This is a genomic window from Variovorax guangxiensis, assembly GCF_003952165.1.
Classification (GTDB): domain Bacteria; phylum Pseudomonadota; class Gammaproteobacteria; order Burkholderiales; family Burkholderiaceae_C; genus Variovorax; species Variovorax guangxiensis.
Genome location: NZ_RXFT01000019.1, coordinates 61,335 through 76,983, shown reverse-complemented (window position 1 = coordinate 76,983; position 15,649 = coordinate 61,335). Strand labels below are relative to the sequence as shown.

General features: G+C 61.0%; 15 protein-coding genes and 1 pseudogene. 14 read left to right on the top strand and 2 right to left on the bottom strand.

The window, feature by feature from the left end:
- Positions 1-820 precede the first annotated feature (820 nt).
- The gene (locus tag EJP67_RS29985; RefSeq protein WP_126025361.1) at positions 821-1,828 is read left to right on the top strand and encodes a LysR family transcriptional regulator; all 1,008 of its coding nucleotides are present in this window, start codon (positions 821-823) and stop codon (positions 1,826-1,828) included.
- A gap of 293 nt (positions 1,829-2,121) precedes the next feature.
- Here EJP67_RS29985 and EJP67_RS29980 read toward each other — a convergent pair whose 3' ends face one another.
- The gene (locus EJP67_RS29980) at positions 2,122-3,069 is read right to left on the bottom strand and encodes a LysR substrate-binding domain-containing protein (protein ID WP_126025360.1); all 948 of its coding nucleotides are present in this window, start codon (positions 3,067-3,069) and stop codon (positions 2,122-2,124) included.
- Between the two features lie 294 nt (positions 3,070-3,363).
- Here EJP67_RS29980 and EJP67_RS29975 point away from each other — a divergent pair, with 294 nt between their 5' ends.
- The 13 genes and pseudogenes from EJP67_RS29975 (at position 3,364) to EJP67_RS29920 (ending at position 14,602) form a co-directional block, all read left to right on the top strand.
- Positions 3,364-4,620: a flavin-dependent oxidoreductase gene (locus EJP67_RS29975; protein ID WP_126025359.1), complete on the top strand. Its 1,257-nt coding sequence runs from the start codon at positions 3,364-3,366 to the stop codon at positions 4,618-4,620.
- Positions 4,621-4,682: 62 nt separating this feature from the next.
- Complete coding sequence (locus tag EJP67_RS29970; protein WP_126025358.1) at positions 4,683-5,330, top strand: RidA family protein; 648 nt, start codon at positions 4,683-4,685, stop codon at positions 5,328-5,330.
- A 2-nt stretch (positions 5,331-5,332) separates the two neighbouring features.
- Complete coding sequence (locus EJP67_RS29965) at positions 5,333-6,502, top strand: ABC transporter substrate-binding protein (RefSeq protein ID WP_206169578.1); 1,170 nt, start codon at positions 5,333-5,335, stop codon at positions 6,500-6,502.
- A gap of 28 nt (positions 6,503-6,530) precedes the next feature.
- Positions 6,531-7,472 (top strand): branched-chain amino acid ABC transporter permease, encoded by a 942-nt coding sequence (locus EJP67_RS29960; RefSeq protein WP_126025357.1) that lies wholly within the window; start codon positions 6,531-6,533, stop codon positions 7,470-7,472.
- A complete protein-coding gene (locus EJP67_RS29955) occupies positions 7,445-8,299 on the top strand; it encodes a branched-chain amino acid ABC transporter permease (RefSeq protein WP_240650826.1) in 855 nt (284 codons plus the stop codon). Before EJP67_RS29960 ends, EJP67_RS29955 begins: the two co-directional genes overlap by 28 nt.
- Complete coding sequence (locus EJP67_RS29950; protein ID WP_126025356.1) at positions 8,296-9,072, top strand: ABC transporter ATP-binding protein; 777 nt, start codon at positions 8,296-8,298, stop codon at positions 9,070-9,072. The genes EJP67_RS29955 and EJP67_RS29950 overlap by 4 nt, the downstream gene beginning before the upstream one ends.
- The gene (locus EJP67_RS29945) at positions 9,059-9,802 is read left to right on the top strand and encodes an ABC transporter ATP-binding protein (protein ID WP_126025355.1); all 744 of its coding nucleotides are present in this window, start codon (positions 9,059-9,061) and stop codon (positions 9,800-9,802) included. Before EJP67_RS29950 ends, EJP67_RS29945 begins: the two co-directional genes overlap by 14 nt.
- Complete coding sequence (locus EJP67_RS29940) at positions 9,799-10,740, top strand: VOC family protein (protein ID WP_206169577.1); 942 nt, start codon at positions 9,799-9,801, stop codon at positions 10,738-10,740. The genes EJP67_RS29945 and EJP67_RS29940 overlap by 4 nt, the downstream gene beginning before the upstream one ends.
- Positions 10,643-11,116, top strand: a pseudogene (locus tag EJP67_RS34065) (RidA family protein); the annotation flags it as partial. The gene EJP67_RS29940 and the pseudogene EJP67_RS34065, both read left to right, overlap by 98 nt.
- Before the next feature lie 45 nt (positions 11,117-11,161).
- Positions 11,162-11,899 carry a fumarylacetoacetate hydrolase family protein gene (locus EJP67_RS34060; RefSeq protein WP_165909751.1) on the top strand — a complete coding sequence of 246 codons (738 nt, stop codon included), beginning with the start codon at positions 11,162-11,164 and terminating at the stop codon, positions 11,897-11,899.
- The gene (locus EJP67_RS29930) at positions 11,896-12,651 is read left to right on the top strand and encodes a ribonuclease activity regulator RraA (RefSeq protein ID WP_126025353.1); all 756 of its coding nucleotides are present in this window, start codon (positions 11,896-11,898) and stop codon (positions 12,649-12,651) included. The genes EJP67_RS34060 and EJP67_RS29930 overlap by 4 nt, the downstream gene beginning before the upstream one ends.
- On the top strand, positions 12,635-13,063 hold the full coding sequence (locus tag EJP67_RS29925) for a cupin domain-containing protein (protein WP_126025352.1): 429 nt from the start codon (positions 12,635-12,637) through the stop codon (positions 13,061-13,063). Before EJP67_RS29930 ends, EJP67_RS29925 begins: the two co-directional genes overlap by 17 nt.
- A gap of 9 nt (positions 13,064-13,072) precedes the next feature.
- Positions 13,073-14,602 (top strand): aldehyde dehydrogenase family protein, encoded by a 1,530-nt coding sequence (locus EJP67_RS29920; RefSeq protein ID WP_126025351.1) that lies wholly within the window; start codon positions 13,073-13,075, stop codon positions 14,600-14,602.
- 41 nt (positions 14,603-14,643) lie between these two features.
- On the opposite strand, the gene EJP67_RS29915 is transcribed toward EJP67_RS29920, so the two are convergent.
- On the bottom strand, positions 14,644-15,594 hold the full coding sequence (locus EJP67_RS29915) for a LysR substrate-binding domain-containing protein (protein WP_126025350.1): 951 nt from the start codon (positions 15,592-15,594) through the stop codon (positions 14,644-14,646).
- Positions 15,595-15,649: the final 55 nt, after the last annotated feature.

Below are 15,649 nucleotides of genomic sequence, written 5' to 3'. Positions count from 1 at the left end.
GAGCCGCAAAGAAAACATCGACTTTCTTGTTCAAGGACTGTAAGCAGAAAGTGTCGTGGATCGACGGTGGTCGGACAATAAGAATGCCGGCATTTCACCTGTGCGGTTTTCGAGGCAATCCCCCTGTCCTTTCGCATCAGGGGTTGATGTCGCCGAAGCGGTTCATCCGCGCGTCTCGACGCACTCCTGAGCGGTTAGGAAGCCGGTACGCTCAATCCGGATGACGTCTTCGCGCAATCTGCCAGTCGCTGAGATGACGCGCGAGCGCTTCCAATGTTGGGATGTATTCCATTACCCAAATGCGGCGCTGCCGTTGAGGACGGTGGCGACATTCCACGCTAAGCCAGTCGCTGCCTCTGTCCGAGGATGCGCTCTTCCACTCGACATAAGAACTTCCGCCATCGAGACGCCCGCCTCTCCCCGATGCCATTGCCGCCATGCTTGCGTCTGCCTGCTGGCATGAGTCATCACCTTAGTCTTGAGTTCGGCGCTATGCGCGCGTCGACGGATGGGGCATAGGTGTCCAGCTTCTTTCTTCAGGATTCGCGTCCTCAGACGCATGAACACTCCGTTCAAGGGAGGCGGCTGGCGGCATGCTCCTGTGCTGCAACCGCAGAACCCATTGTTAACAAATGGACTTGGTCAGCTGGCCGTAAATAGCCTATAAACCGAGTATTTAATACTTTGGTTTACTTCGTGGCGGCGGGCCTGGCTAGGGAATTCTCGTGAATCTAGATTCACGCTGACTGAGGCGGCGGGCGAAGTGTCGGCATCACGGGCACCGCCATTGAATGGTGCCCTCTAATGACGGAAGACTCCTGTGCTTGACCTCAATGATGTGGCGATGTTTGTGGAAGTAGCACGCTGTGGCAGTTTCTCCGAAGCTGCGCGACGATTGCGCATGCCTCCCGCTACTATCAGCAAACGTATTCAGCGACTGGAAATGCATCTCGGCGCTCGCTTAATGCAGAGGTCCACCCGAAAGCTCACATTGACGAATGCGGGTCAGATTTTTCGGGAGCGCTGTAGTCCGGCAGTAGAGGACTTGATGGGCGCTACGCAGCAGCAGGTTACGGACAGTCAAGAGCCGAGTGGCTTGGTGCGTGTTGCGGCGCCGGACGACTTCTTCAAGTTTTTCCGAATGGAATGGATCAGTGCCTTCCTGGACTCGCATCCATTAGTAAGACTCGAGTTTGTCCTCAGCGATTTCCGCGCGGACCTGATTTCTGAACGCATCGACGTTGCTTTCCGCGGTGGACCTATAGCGGATTCGAGTCACGTCGTGCGCAAAGTCTTTAACAGCTACGGTCAATTGCTCGCGAGCCCGGCTTACCTCGCGGCCCGTGGCACCCCCGCTACGCCGGAGGAGTTGATGGAGCACGAATGCATGATTTCGCAGCAGGACTCCAACAATTGCACCACTTGGCGCTTGCGGCGGATTGATGGTTTTGAACTTGATGCCAAAGTAAGTGGGCGCTTTGTGAGCAACTCCCAAGATGTACTGCGCTCGGCGGCATGCGCAGGGCTCGGGATCGCAGCGTTACCTCATGTTCTGACACTGGCAGACGTAGCGCAGGGCAACTTGGTTCCTGTCCTGCCGCAGTACAGGCGGACTGGTCGAGGACTCAGCATCATCTACGCGAGTCGTCAACAGCTCCCGAAAGCTGTCTCCGCATTCGTCGAGATGGCGGTGGAGAAACTCGATCTCTTTGAGTGGGCTTTACCCCCTGGATCTGGGCTGCGCTCCCAGAGCAGAAAACTGCGAAGTGACGCCTGTGAGCCAAGCGTCCTTTCCGAAGTTGATGAAGAGGAAAAAGCAAAACTTTGACTCATTCCCGTATAGGCAGTTCGAGAAATAGTGGCGTGAGTGCTTAGGTCTCCTGAGTTGACTCGATGTCGATATTCATAGCCATGATCGACTCAACGAGGCTTGAGCGTGTGCTTCTTGCCTGTGTTGCTTCTCGACGCGCGTTGGTTCGCGGCTTCGTGAGCGTCGTCGAGGAGGCAGATGCGTTGACGCTCTTGGGAGTCCTCACGAATCGTCCGTCAGCCTCTTGGGTATGGCAACGCGATCGAGTGAGCCGCTCTCAACTGTTGTGCCCAGAGTTGGGAGCCAAGGTCCTAGACTGTTCCCTCACTCTGCTGTGCAATCACTTTGCGCAGACAGTCTCGAAAGAGGCGTGCGCTCGGCGACAGCGGGCGGCCCATGCTCCATAGCAGCCCAACTGGTCGCACTAACGAAGGCAATGGAAGAGGAAGCACCTCGACGAAACGCGATTTCGCCAGCTCTTTGGAGGTCGACGCCGGCATGGTCGCAATCGCATCGCTATGAGCCAAGTAGCTGCGGATGAATGACAGCGAGAGCGTTTCGATCACATTGGGCGGCTCCGGAAGACCGCTGTCTCTGAACCATTGCGAGAGCGGTTCGCGCAGCAGCGAGCCCTCGGGCGGCAGTACCCATGGATAGGGGGACAAGTCGATCCATTCGAGGCTTTCGTGGGCCGTGAGCGGGTGGCCCGAGCGCACCACCACCGTGGTCTGGTCCTCAAACAACACCTCCTCGTCTACATCGGTATCGGCCTTGCGCACCGGCAGGGTGCCAAGAATGAGCTCGATGGAGCCAGAACGCATCTCGTGCAAAAGTACATCCATAGTCGCTTCGCGCACGATTGCTGGTGTGGCCGGCGATAGCTTTTTAAGCTTCAGTAGGCTCGCCGGCAGCAGCGAGATAGCCGATGACGGCAGCACGCCGATACGGATCTTGCCGGTGACGCCATGTGACAGTGCGTGCAGTTCATCGCCGACCTCGGCCAGGCCGCGCATCATCATCTTTGCACCGCGGATCATGCATTCGCCGAACGCAGTGGGCGTGACCCCACGTACGCTGCGCTCGAAGAGCTTCATGCCCAGCCCCTCTTCCAGTTCGGTCAGCGTCTTCGAGACGGCGGGAGTCGTCACGTTCAAAAGTGCTGCCACCTTGCCTATCTGGCGATAGTCGTCCAAGGCTACCAGCAGCTGGAAATGCCGAGGCTTGAGTCCAGCGCGGATGTACCAATCGAGTCTTGCCATGAGCTTCCTTTGGTGCTGGCATGCACCGAAGTGGTGCCGCCCTGTTTACCAAACAGTTGGGTCTGCGCGCATCTCAGCCCCAATTCAAGGCATCGTGTTGCAGCAACGAGTGTTGGTTTGCCTTCGAGTAAGCACACGGCAGGCCAAGTTGGTGCACTGGGGTAATCCCTCGCTTTGGTTTACCAAATGGTTAATGGAGGTGGGTCAATTTTCAATTGTCATAAATCACCAGATTCCTAGGATTCGCTTCCATCAACGCAATCTTTTTTCTCATTGGTCAACTGGAGCGGATGAATGGAAGTCATCGTCGTCGGAGGTGGTATCGGAGGCATGGCCGCAGCGCTAAGCCTGCATGCTGCGGGCATCGGGACACGGGTGTTCGAGGCGGCGCCGCAGATCGCGGCCTTGGGCCTGGGCATTCACTTGCAGCCCAACGCTGTGCGTGAACTCACCGAGCTGGGCTTGGCGCAGGCGCTGGACCGTCAGGCAGTGGCCATTGAGGAACTGGCCTTCTACAGCAAGCGCGGCCAGCGCATCTGGAGCGAGCCGCGTGGTAGGCAGGCCGGCTACCACTGGCCCCAGTACGCGATCAATCGCGGTACGCTGCAGGTGATCCTGTTGGAGGCGGCGCGCGCACGGCTCGGTGCTGACCGCATTCACACGGGCCATCGGCTGGCGTCGTTCGACCAGGATGAGACCGGCGTTACGGCGTATTTCGTCGACAGCAGCACCGGTGCGGCGCTACCGCCTGTGCGGGGCGATCTTTTGGTGGCTGCTGACGGAATCCACTCGGTGGTGCGTCGGCACTTCTATCCTGACCAAGCACTGCGCTACGGGGGCCAGCTCATGTGGCGCAGCGCCGTCACGGCTGCGCCTTTTCTCGGCGGCAGTACGATGATCATCGCAGGGCACCGCAACCAGAAGCTCGTGTGCTACCCCATGCTGCGCCAAGACGATGGCCAGGTGGTGTTGAACTGGATCGCTGAACTTGGCGAGAGCGGTGACGGTCCGCCGCGCGAGGAGTGGAATCGCAAAGTCGACAGGACCAAGTTCTCCGGCGCCTTCGACGCCTGGAATTTCGACTGGCTAGATGTGCCTGCTCTGATGCGCGCTGGCGCTGAAGTCTTCGAATTCCCGAAGGTTGACCGCGATCCCGTGCCGCAATGGACCTTCGGACGCGTCACGCTGCTGGGTGATGCTGCGCATCCGATGCACCCCGTAGGCTCACAGGCGGGCTCGCAGGCTGTGGTCGATGGGCGTGTCCTGGCTCACCATCTCGCGGCTACGCGCAGTGATCCACGGGAGGGATTGCGGCGCTACGAGGCCGAACGCCTGCCGCCGATGCGCGACATCGCGCTGTCGAACCGCACCCTCGGGCCAGAAATGGTGATGGAGATTGTCGAGGAGCGCGCGCCCGGCGGCTTCGATCACATCCACGACGTGCTGAGTGCTGCGGAGCTGCAAGAGCGGGCTGATGCCTTCAAGCGGCTGGCCGGCTTCGCCGTCGAGAGTTTGAATGCTCGGCCGTCGTACAGCGTGCTGTTGGACTGAGCTCCAGCGCCGATCACATCCCTCTTTCTTCCACCCTTTTCCCAATCCTCGGAAAGTCAGCCATGTTTCATCGCCTCCAGCCGATCCGCTCGCTGACCGCCGTACTGCTTCTGGCGGTCTCGGCGGCATCGGCCTTTGCACAATCTCCGCCGGTACTTCAGCCGCAGCCATCCCCTGGCTCCATCGAGTCGCGCTTGAAAACCGAGCTGCTCGCTCTGGGTTTTGCCGACGGTAAGTTGCCGGTGCTGAAGCCAGCCTTCGGTAACTACCTCGACGCCGTGAAGGTGGGCGACATGCTGTACCTGTCAAGCGCCGCACCGCAACGCCCCGACGGTCAGTTCGTGAAGGGCCGCGTGCCCGACCAAGTGAGCGTGGCTGATGCAATGGTGGCCGCCAAGCTGGCGTGCGTTCGGCAGATCGCGCGCCTGAAGCTGATGCTCGGTGACCTTGAACAGGTCAAACGCATCGTCTATGTGCGCGGCAAGGTCTATTCGCAGGCCGATTTCACCGACCAAACCAAGGTGACAGACGCATGCTCTGCACTCTACGTGGCCGTTTTCGGCGACGCAGGGCGCCACGCACGTACCACCGAGGGCATCGTGGCTGGCCCCTTCGGCGTGGCCGTTGAAGTAGAGACCTTTGTCGAACTCAAGCCTGGCGCGACCCTGGTGTCGGTGGCGCCGTCTGCATCTGCCACGGAGACCAAGTAATCATGCGCAGCAACCTGTCCTCCTTTCGGCAAATCGCCTCTGTTCTCCTCTGTGCCGCAGGTCTCATGGGCTTCGCGGGTGGGGCGCTAGCGCAGGGTGCAACTACGAAGATTGGCTTTCAGGCCGGTCTTACCGGTCCCGCCGCAGCCGACGGCAATGCCGGCTTGGCGGCTGCCAAGCTCGCTGTTGAACAAATCAATGGTGCCGGTGGTGTCAACGGCAAGAAGCTTGAGCTGGTGGCCTACGACGATCAAGGCAAGCCAGAGCAAGCTGTGCCCATTGCCAACCGCATGATTGGCGATGGAGTGCGCGCAGTCGTGTCTGCGGGCTTCTCGGGTCCCTCTCGCGCAGCTGCGCCGGTGTTCCAGCGGGCAAAGATTCCTTACATCGCGGCCATCGCGTTCGCGCCCGAGATTACGCGCACCGGCAATTACATGTTTCGCGTGACCAGCGTGGGCGAGGTCCAGGGGCGGGCTGCGGCCAAGCTTTTGGGGGACGTACTGCGCAAGAAGCGCGCGGTGCTGCTGACCATCAAGACCGACTTCGGCAAGACGCTGGCAGCCGGCTTCAAGGAGGCTGCGCCGAAATTCGGCGTGCAGCTTCTCAAAGAATACGAGTATGCGCCGAGCGACCGCCAATTCGGGCCGCTGATTGCCAGTATCAAGGCCGACAACCCTGACGTGATCTATGCGACCGGCTTCTACTTTACGGCCGGCCCGCTCGTCGCGCAGTTGCGCAGCGCCGGCGTCACTGCCGATGTGGTGGGTGCGGAGTCGCTGAGTTCGCAGCAGTACATCGACATCGCGGGTCAAGCTGCCGAAGGCACCGTGATTACCAATGTGATTGACTGGGGCTCACAGTTGCCCGAGATCACCGACTTCCTCAAGGCCTACGAGAAGACCACCAATAGCAAGGCGGAGGCCGCCTCGACCTCCACGCACGCGGCTGTGATCGCGCTGGCGGCGGCGATCCGCAAAGCAAAGTCGGACGACCCTGACAAGATTCGCGCCGCGCTGGAAACCCTCGACGTGATGACCGCCATCGGGCGCATCAGCTTCAATAGGCTGCATGAGGTGAAGAAGAGTTTCCCGTTGAGCATTGTGCGCAACGGAAAGTGGGAGCGCTTCGGCGTGATCGACGACGCGGCCTTGCTGGCTCCGCCCGAGCAATGAGCGCCGAGGACATGCACGGAGACACGCCATGAGCTTGTTTCTGAACTTGGCGTCGCAGGGGCTGATCAACGGTGCCGTGTACGCGCTGATTGCCATCGGCCTGGCCATGGTGTTTGGGCTGCTGCGTATCCTGCATATCGCGCACGCAGGCCTCTTCGCGCTCGGCGGCTACCTTGGGCTGGTGGTTACCAACGCGACCGGCAGTTTCGCATTTGGCTTGGTCGTGTCGATGGTGATTGTGGCGGCTTGCGGCGTGCTGATGTACCGTCTGTGCTACGAGCCCATCCTCGAGCAACCGCCCTATGTGCCGTTGATAGCATCGGTTGGCATGTTCCTGGCCATCGAGGAGCTGCTGCGACTGGTGTTTGGCGACCACGGGCTGTCGTACCACGTGCCTCCGCTGGCGGGTGCCGTCGATCTGGGGGGCATGCGTATCAAGTATGCGGAGATCGCGGTGGTGGTCGTGGCCTGCATGTTGTTGGGTGGATTGGCGCTGTTCGCCACCCGCACCCGCGTCGGCATGGCTTGGCGTGCCTCGGTGAGCGAGCCGCGCATGGCAGCCTCGTGTGGCGTGAGCCTGCGGCAGGTGCGTTACCTGAACTTCGCCATCGGCTCGGCTTTCGCCGCTGCTGCGGGAGTGATGGTAGGCGTGCTCAACAACCTGGTAGAGCCTTCCATGGGGGCGGTGCCAAGCTACAAAGCTCTGGCCATCATCGTGCTTGGGGGCCTTGGCAACATGGGCGGGACCCTGCTCGCAGCTCTGCTGCTCGGGTTGATCGAGGCCTTTGGCGCAACCTATTTCTCGAACTACCTCGACCGCGACAGCATCGCGTTTGCGGCCATGTTGTGTGTGCTGCTGGTCAGACCCGAGGGGCTCTTCTCCGGGGCCTCGGGCAAGCCCGGCCTGCTCGCCAGGAAACTTCAACTTACAGGAGCGGCCAAATGGGTGCTTACGAAACGTCCATCCTGATGCTGATGGCCATCAATGTGATCCTTGCGTTGAGCCTTAACCTCATCTCCGGACTGTGTGGTCAAGTGAGCCTGGGTCATGCCGCGTTCTTTGGTATCGGCGCATACACGACAGCGTTGCTCGCCAAGGCCGGATTCGGCCTGTGGTTCGCGCTCCCGGCGGCCTGCGTGCTGGCCGGGGCGTGTGGCCTGATCGTAGGCTTTTGCAGTCTGCGCGTACGCGATGACTTCCTGGCCATCGCGACCATGGCTGCGGGTTTTCTCTTTCTGGGCATAGTGCGTACCAGTGATGCGTTGGGCGGTGAACTCGGCATCTCGCAGATTCCCGAGTCCGGGCTTGACGGCTTTTATCCGTACTTCGTGGTGTTGTGCGCAGTGGGGGCTGGTGTGTTCTGCAGTTGGGTCAAGAGAAGTTGGCTAGGCTATGCCTTCGAGGCAGTGAGCGCTGACGAGACAGCTGCGCGCAGCCTAGGCATAGACACGCCGCGCTATAAGCTCGCCGCATTCGCGCTCGGTACCGGTCTGGCTGGCTTGGCGGGATGCCTCTATGCCTACTACTTGGGCACGGTCGGCGTCGAGGCCTTTGGCTTCCCCGTGTCGGTAATGATCCTGGCAATGGTGGTGATCGGCGGCATGGGCTCGATCTGGGGTAGCGTGCTCTCCGCCGCTCTGCTGACGCTGGCGCCCGAGTGGTTCCGCTTTGTCAACGACTACAAGCTGCTGGTGTTCGGCCTGCTGTTGTTCGTCATGATGCGCTTTGTGCCGGGCGGACTGTTCCCGCTCGTGTTGCGGCAGGCGCGCCGACTGCGTGGTGAGGGGGCGGCATGAACGGCAGTACCGACGCACTGCTGACCATTGACGACCTGGGGGTGCGCTTCGGCGGGATCGTCGCGGTGCACGGCGTGTCCTTTGGTGTGCACAAAGGTGAATTGGTTGGCCTGCTGGGTCCCAATGGTGCCGGCAAGACCACGCTGCTGCGCCTTATCTCCGGTGTGGTTGCGCCCACCACAGGTCAGATCCGCTTCAAGGGCGAGTCGCTCAACCGGTTGAACGCCGCGATGCGCGCGCAACGTGGCATTGCGCTGTCGCACCAGATCGTGCGGCCCTTTCGCAACATGACGCTGCTCGAGAACGTGGTGCTCGCAGCGGGCTCGCGCATCACGCGTACGCCCTGGCGCGCGCTGACCACACTGAATCGCAGCCAACTGCGCGATGAGGCGATGCGCTGCCTTGACCTGGTCGGTATCGGCGCGCTGGCCGACAACTGGCCTGGCGCTCAGCCGCTGGGCGTGCTCAAGCGGCTCGAAGTGGCACGGGCCCTGGCCACCGGCCCAAGCCTGCTGCTGCTCGATGAACCGCTGGCGGGACTGGGTCACGGCGAAGCGCTGCGTCTGGCCGACCTGATCCGCCAGCTCAACGCTGGGGGGGTGACGATCGTGCTGATTGAGCACAACCTGTCGGAGGTGATGCGTATCTGCCCCCGCATCGTGGTGCTGAACAACGGCCACAAGATGGCCGATGGACCGGCGTTGGAGGTCATGCGTGACCCCGCTGTCATCGAAGCCTATCTGGGCGAAGGAGCCGAGCTTGCTGAATATTGAGAACCTTTGCTGCGGTTACGGATCGGCCATGGTGTTGCATGAACTCGACCTGCATGTGAATGAGGCCGAGGTGGTGGCCCTGATCGGTCCAAACGGTGCCGGCAAGACGTCGACGCTACAGTGCATCGCGGGTCACGTGCGGGCTCGCTCAGGCAGCGTTCTTTTCGGCGGAAAGGATCTTGGACCTCTACCACCGCAGAAGCGCGTGCTCGAGGGCATAGCTCTGTCGCCCGAAGGTCGCAAACTGTTCGGTGACATGACGGTGCGCGAGAACCTCGTGGTGGGTGGATACAGTCGACCGCGGCAGGCGACGGCGCGCAACATGCAGCGTGTGCTTGACCTGTTTCCTCGGCTCTCCGAGCGTATCGACTCGCTGGGGCGCACGTTGTCGGGCGGAGAGCAGCAGATGGTGGCCATTGGGCGCGCTCTCATGGCCGAGCCGAAGCTGCTGCTGATCGACGAGCTGTCGCTCGGCCTTATGCCCAAGAATGTCGACATCTGCTATCAGGCATTGCGACGCCTTCGCGAAGACGGCATCGCGGTGCTGCTTGTAGAGCAAAACCTGTCGAAGGCGCTGGAGTTTTCCGACCGTGCTTACGTGCTTACGTCCGGTCGTCTGGCCTGGTCAGGGACCTCGGAAGCAGCGCGTTCGCGTCGCGACCTGGTGGAGTCGATCCTCGGCCACGGTAGCGCGGAAGCGCAGCCGCAAGAAGCGGAGCTTGCGGCATGACTCGCGCCATCGACGCTCTCTACGTGCGCTACCAGGTCACCGACCTGGCCGTGATGGAACGCTTCCTGCGCGATTTCGGCATGGTGCCGGCTTCCGTGGCCGGCGATGGCCAGCGCCTCTACATGCGTGGCACGGGCGATGCTCCGTTCCTCTATGAGGCGGTGCTTGGCGAAACCAGCCGCTTTTTGGGTGCGGGCTTCAGCGTGGGCTCGGCGCAGGACCTGGAGCGGCTATCGGCGCTGCCCGGCTCAGGTCCTGTACAGCAGCTGGATGCTACGCCCGGCGGAGGCATGCGCGTGCGCATGCGCATGCCCGATGGCTTCGAGATTGACGCGGTGTATGGCGCGAAGCCGGCCGCCCCGCTGGCGACACGCGATGCGATCGCATTCAACACCGCACGCGCCAAGCCCAGGGTGAACACTGCCGTGCGCATCATTCGACAGGCTTCGCCGGTCAAGCGGCTGGGGCACTTCGTTCTGCATGTGTCCGACCATGCGGCCTCGGTGGCATGGCTGCGCGAACGTTTTGGCCTGCTGGCCTCAGACCATCTGGCTACGCCGGATGCACCGACCCACCCCATAGGTACCTTCCTGCGAGTGGATCATGGTGATGCGCTGGTGGATCACCACTGCATGCTGGTGCTGGGCACCGATAGACCGGGCGTACACCACTGCTCGTTCGAGGTGGAGGACGTCGATGCGGTCATGAGTGCGCACGACTTCTTGCTGGAGCGCGGATACATGCTCGATTGCGGCGTGGGCCGGCACTTGCTCGGCAGCCAGATCTTCGACTACTGGCGCGACCCGTTCGGATTCCGCATCGAACACTACACCGACGGCGATGTCGTCAACGCAGACCACGAGCCGAGCATCTTTGCGGGCACGGCCGACCAGACCACCCAGTGGGGCGCCAAGCCACCCCAGGATTTCTTCGAGTAACACAGCGACTATGGCCATCCAGCAAATCATCAGCCCCGAAGTCACCGAGCCAGCCGCCGGCACTTGGTCCAATTGCCTCAGAGTGGGCGACACCTTGTACATCGCGGGCCTGACGGCGCGCGACCGCGCGCTTGCACCCACAGGAGGTGGCGAGTACGAACAGGCGAAACTCATCTTTGAGCGCATCCGGCATCTCGTCACCGCAGCCGGTGGCTCGATGCACGATGTCGTGAAGATCAATATGTATCTCACGCGCATCGAACACCGCGAAGCCGTGTGGCGCGCACGACGCGAATTTTTCGAAGGTGCGTTCCCCGTGGCCACGCTTGTCGAGGTCAGTGCACTGGCCCAGCCGGAAATCCTCTTGGAGGTTGAGGCTATCGCGGTGTTGAACCAGGGGGGGCGTCCGGTACGTGCTGTGATGGATGGCCATCGCGCGAGTGAGTTCGTTGTTGCTGAGCCAGTGGTTACCGCCGTGCCGGTTGAGGGCGGGCGCGGTGCATTCCCGGTGCGTCGTGTCTATTGCGTTGGGCGCAACTACGCGAGCCATGCGGTTGAGATGGGTGTCGACCCAGGCACCGAACCACCGTTCTTCTTTTGTAAGCCGACGGACTCCGTAGTGTCGAATGTCTTGGATGCGGTCGCGGTGCCGTACCCGCCTGGCACGCGGGATCTGCACCATGAGGTCGAGTTGGTGGTGGCCATTGGAAAAGGTGGCGTGAACATCGCTGCAGACGACGCAGTTCGCCATATCTGGGGCTACGCCGTCGGTATCGATATGACGCGTCGTGACTTGCAACAGGCCATGCGCCAGGCCGGCAAGCCTTGGGAGATCGGCAAAACCTTCGAGCGTTGCACGCCCGTGGGGCCAATCGTGCCGATAGGTGACACCGGCGAACTTGCGAGCGGCCACATCGCACTTATGGTGAATGGAGAGCTTCGTCAGGTGAGCGACTTGTCCAAGCAGATCTGGTCGACGCGCGAGATCATTGCCACGCTGTCGCGTCTGTTCACGCTGATGCCGGGCGACCTGATCTTCACCGGCACGCCGGAGGGGGTGGGCGCGGTGGTCGACGGCGACCTCCTTGAAGCCAAGATTGAGGGGCTGCCTGCCCTGCAGGTCCGAATCGGTCCCGTATCGCAAGGAGTCGCTGCATGACTGAACAGAAATCATTGAGCGTCACCACCCGTGCCAAGCTCTTGAAGGTTGGGAGTGCCAATGTAGCCAATGCTCTGCTCAAGCGTGGCTTTCGCAATGTATATCTGCTAGGGGTGAGCCCATTGTCGACCGAGCAGCCGCAACTCGTGGGGCCGGCTTACACATTGCGCTTTATGCCTGCGCGCGAGGACATAGACACCATGTCCAACTACGGCCGTAGTGACAACCTGCACCGCCGCGCAATTGAAGAATGCCCCGCCGACCACGTATTGGTGATTGATACCGGCGGATGTCTGCGCTCCGCCGCCGCGGGTGACCTCATGGCAGCGCGTATGTACCAGCGCGGCGTGGCCGGCGTCGTGACCGATGGCGGCTACCGCGACACGCCGGCCATCCGCAAAACCGGGCTGCCTGCATATCAACGCCAGTCGGCGCCTCCCGCCACGCCCATAGCAATGCATCCCGTTGAGCTGAACGGCCCAATTGGCTGCGCAGGAGTAGCAATTTACCCCGGCGATGTGTTGGTGGGCGACGGGGAAGGCGTGGTCGTAATTCCGCAGCATCTGGTCGAAGAGGTGGCAAGCGAAGCGCTGGACGCCGTTGAGTATGAAGCCTTCGCTGAACTGCAGATTGCCGGTGGCCGATCAATTTTTGGTTTGTTTCCGGCGACCCCGGAAAGTCGCAGGGAATACGAAGGCTGGGTCGCAGCTGGTCGTCCCTCAGGAGTCCACACGCATGACCAAACCGCCTGACACCGCGCTGATGAAGACTCTGGAGGTGCTGATCCGCACGCGGGAGCTAGATACCGACAAGTGGATCGATTTTCCGGAGTACGGTTTCCGCCAGTATTTCCTCTGGAAGAACGTCGAGACCGGCGCCAGCATCGCCCTGCTTGAATACGAGAAGGGTGGACGTATCCCGGTCAAGCATTCACACGCATCCAACCAGTTCATGTACTGCCTCGAGGGCCGCTACGAGTACACCGACAGTCAGCTTACGCTCACGCCGGGCTCGTTCTACATGAACCCCAAGGACCATCCGCACGGGCCCACGCTCGCTCATGAGCGCAGCGTGCTCATCGAGATTTACGACGGGCCGCACTACCACGAGAAACCTGTGTTCCACACCGACGAAACCATCGTTGGCTTTCTTTCTAAGCCCTGAGACTTTCCCATGTTCGATACCCAACAAGTACTTTCGGAATTTCACATCCAGTCCGTGCACGGTGGCGCGTGCACAGGTCCCGACGGCTGGAGCACAACGCATGATCGGTCGGCTTTTGCCGCGATCAATCCTGCCGACGGCACGGTGACAGCCCGTGTTGCCGGCGCCACGGAGCAGGACTATGAGGCCGTCATGGTCACTGCGTCGGCCATGCATATGCGCTGGCGCATGGTGCCGGCACCTCGCCGTGGTGAATTGGTGTCGCGCATCGGCGAACTCGCTGCAGAACATTTTGACGGTTTGGCGGCAGTTGTTGCGCTCGATACCGGCAAGTCGCTCATGGAGGCGAAAGGCGAGGTGCGCGAGCTCATCGATATGGCGGCGCTCGCGGCCGGCCAGTCACGCATGCTGTATGGTTTTACACAGCAGTCGCAGCGCGCGAAGCATCGCATGTACGACCAGTGGCTGCCATTGGGCGTGGTCGGCATCATCTCAGCCTACAACTTTCCCGCGGCCGTGTGGGCGCAAAACGGCTTTCTTGCTGCGATTGGCGGTAACACGGTGGTTTGGAAGCCCAGCCCGAAGGTGCCGCTGACCGCGCTTGCGCTACAGCACCTGTGCAACCAGGCCATGAAGGAGATGGGGTTCGAGGGTGTTTTCACGCTCTTCATTCCCGAAGACAACCGAGTCGCCGAGATGCTGGTGGCGGACCCACGCGTCGCTCTGATCTCGTTCACTGGCTCGAGCGGGGTCGGGCGCAAAGTCGCTGATATCGTTGGTAGCACGCTGGGGCGGCGTTACATGCTCGAGTGCTCGGGTAACAACGGATGCATCGTCGACGAGACGGCCGACCTGGAGCTGGCCGCGCGCAGCATCACATTCGGTGCCGTCGGAACCACCGGACAACGATGCACAAGCACCCGACGGGTGATTGTGCAGAGAGCCGTGATGGACGAGTTGGTAGAGTTGCTGAAGCGATCATTCGCCCAAATCAAGGTCGGTGATCCGCGTGATGTGGAAACAGTGGTCGGCCCACTGGTCGATGCCGCTGCCGTCGGGCATTTCGAGGCGGCAGTCTCTGACGCCATCGCTGCGGGAGGGCAGGTGGTATTCGGCGGCAAACGGATCAGCAGACCAGGACACTATGTCGAGCCTACTCTCATCACACACGTGCAACCTGAATGGCCGTGTGTGCAGCACGAGACCTTCGCGCCCATCGTCTACGTGATGGCCTACGATACGCTAGAAGAAGCTATCGAGATCCACAATGGAGTGCCCCAAGGGCTCGCGTCTGGCATTCATAGCTCCAATCTCGGAAACATCGAGCTTTTCCTCTCGGCCCAAGGCAGCGACTGTGGCATTGCCAAGGTGAATATGGGAACGACGGGCGCGGATATTGGAGCCGCCTTCGGCGGAGAAAAGGAGACAGGCGGCGGCCGTACAGCTGGGTCCGATGCCTGGAAAGGCTATATGCGTCGGCAGAGCGTTTGCATAAACTGGGGTGGCACCTCGCCTTGGGATCAGCGGATCATCTTGTAGTCAACCTTTTGACATGGGCTGAAGAGCCAATCCAGATTGGCTCAGCTCGAAGCAGATAGTTCTTTTGCGTACAGTTCGAGCAGATCCATTACCCGCCGTGTTGCCGGCGGCACTTGGCGCTCCGCCATCCAGATCAGTCCCACGCGCATCGTTACCGAGGGCAGATCCAGTCGCAAGATCGACAGATCGTTGCGGTTCACGAAGTAGCGTGCCAAGTGCTCCTGCATGAACCCAATCGAATCAGTCAGTTGCAGCACGCCAAGGTTGGCTAGCGTGGAGACTGATTCCAGATGTCGTCGCGCGACGTGGACCTGATGCTCGGCCATGAAACTATCGATGGCAGAGCGCACGAGTGATCCTTTGACCGGCAGGATCATCGGATAGTCCGACAGGTGCTTCCAATTGATCTTGCGCAGCTTGCTCAGCGGATGTCCGTTGCGGACGACAGTGACCGTGGGATCTTCATAGAGTTGCGTCGTCTTGTACTCCGAGCCGGGCCGCTTGGCTGGAAGGAAGCCGACTGCCAGATCGATCTGCCCGGTACGCAATAGCGGCAAGAGGAACTCCATCGTTCCCTCCCGAACGGATATTGCAACGCCAGTTGCGTTCGCTTCCCCCTCTAGAGCTGCGACCAGCCGCGGAATCAGGAAAACGGCTGTAGAGGGCAAGACGCCCAGGGCCACTCGTGTGAGTCGTCCTTCGCCGATATCTTGAAATTCGGCGTGGGCGTTGCCCAAACTTTCCATGATCTCCCGTGCGTGGCGGACCAGCACCACGCCGTACTCGGTGGGCTCCAGCCCGCGAGCTGTGCGCTCGAACAACGGCGCCTCCACACCCTTTTCGATTGCGGCAAGCATCTTCGACACCGCGGGTTGGGTGACGTGCAGGTGCGCGGCCACTCGAGCGGCACTGCGGTAGTCGTCCAGCGCAACCAACAGCTGCAGATGGCGCAGCTTCAGCTGTGCGCGGACGTACCAGTCCAGATGAGGCATGAGCTTGTGTCCCAAAGAGTCATTACCTGATGGTAATGGCAGGAGAGAAACAACT

Excerpts from the sequence above, each read along its gene's own strand:
- EJP67_RS29960 (WP_126025357.1), top strand. The coding sequence starts at position 6,531 with ATGAGCTTGTTTCTGAACTTGGCGTCGCAGGGGCTGATCAACGGTGCC.
- EJP67_RS29930 (WP_126025353.1), top strand. The coding sequence starts at position 11,896 with ATGACTGAACAGAAATCATTGAGCGTCACCACCCGTGCCAAGCTCTTG.
- EJP67_RS29975 (WP_126025359.1), top strand. The coding sequence starts at position 3,364 with ATGGAAGTCATCGTCGTCGGAGGTGGTATCGGAGGCATGGCCGCAGCG.
- EJP67_RS29955 (WP_240650826.1), top strand. The coding sequence starts at position 7,445 with ATGGGTGCTTACGAAACGTCCATCCTGATGCTGATGGCCATCAATGTG.
- EJP67_RS29980 (WP_126025360.1), bottom strand. The coding sequence starts at position 3,069 with ATGGCAAGACTCGATTGGTACATCCGCGCTGGACTCAAGCCTCGGCAT.
- EJP67_RS29970 (WP_126025358.1), top strand. The coding sequence starts at position 4,683 with ATGTTTCATCGCCTCCAGCCGATCCGCTCGCTGACCGCCGTACTGCTT.
- EJP67_RS29940 (WP_206169577.1), top strand. The coding sequence starts at position 9,799 with ATGACTCGCGCCATCGACGCTCTCTACGTGCGCTACCAGGTCACCGAC.
- EJP67_RS29950 (WP_126025356.1), top strand. The coding sequence starts at position 8,296 with ATGAACGGCAGTACCGACGCACTGCTGACCATTGACGACCTGGGGGTG.
- EJP67_RS34060 (WP_165909751.1), top strand. The coding sequence starts at position 11,162 with ATGGATGGCCATCGCGCGAGTGAGTTCGTTGTTGCTGAGCCAGTGGTT.
- EJP67_RS29920 (WP_126025351.1), top strand. The coding sequence starts at position 13,073 with ATGTTCGATACCCAACAAGTACTTTCGGAATTTCACATCCAGTCCGTG.
- EJP67_RS29965 (WP_206169578.1), top strand. The coding sequence starts at position 5,333 with ATGCGCAGCAACCTGTCCTCCTTTCGGCAAATCGCCTCTGTTCTCCTC.
- EJP67_RS29915 (WP_126025350.1), bottom strand. The coding sequence starts at position 15,594 with ATGCCTCATCTGGACTGGTACGTCCGCGCACAGCTGAAGCTGCGCCAT.
- EJP67_RS29925 (WP_126025352.1), top strand. The coding sequence starts at position 12,635 with ATGACCAAACCGCCTGACACCGCGCTGATGAAGACTCTGGAGGTGCTG.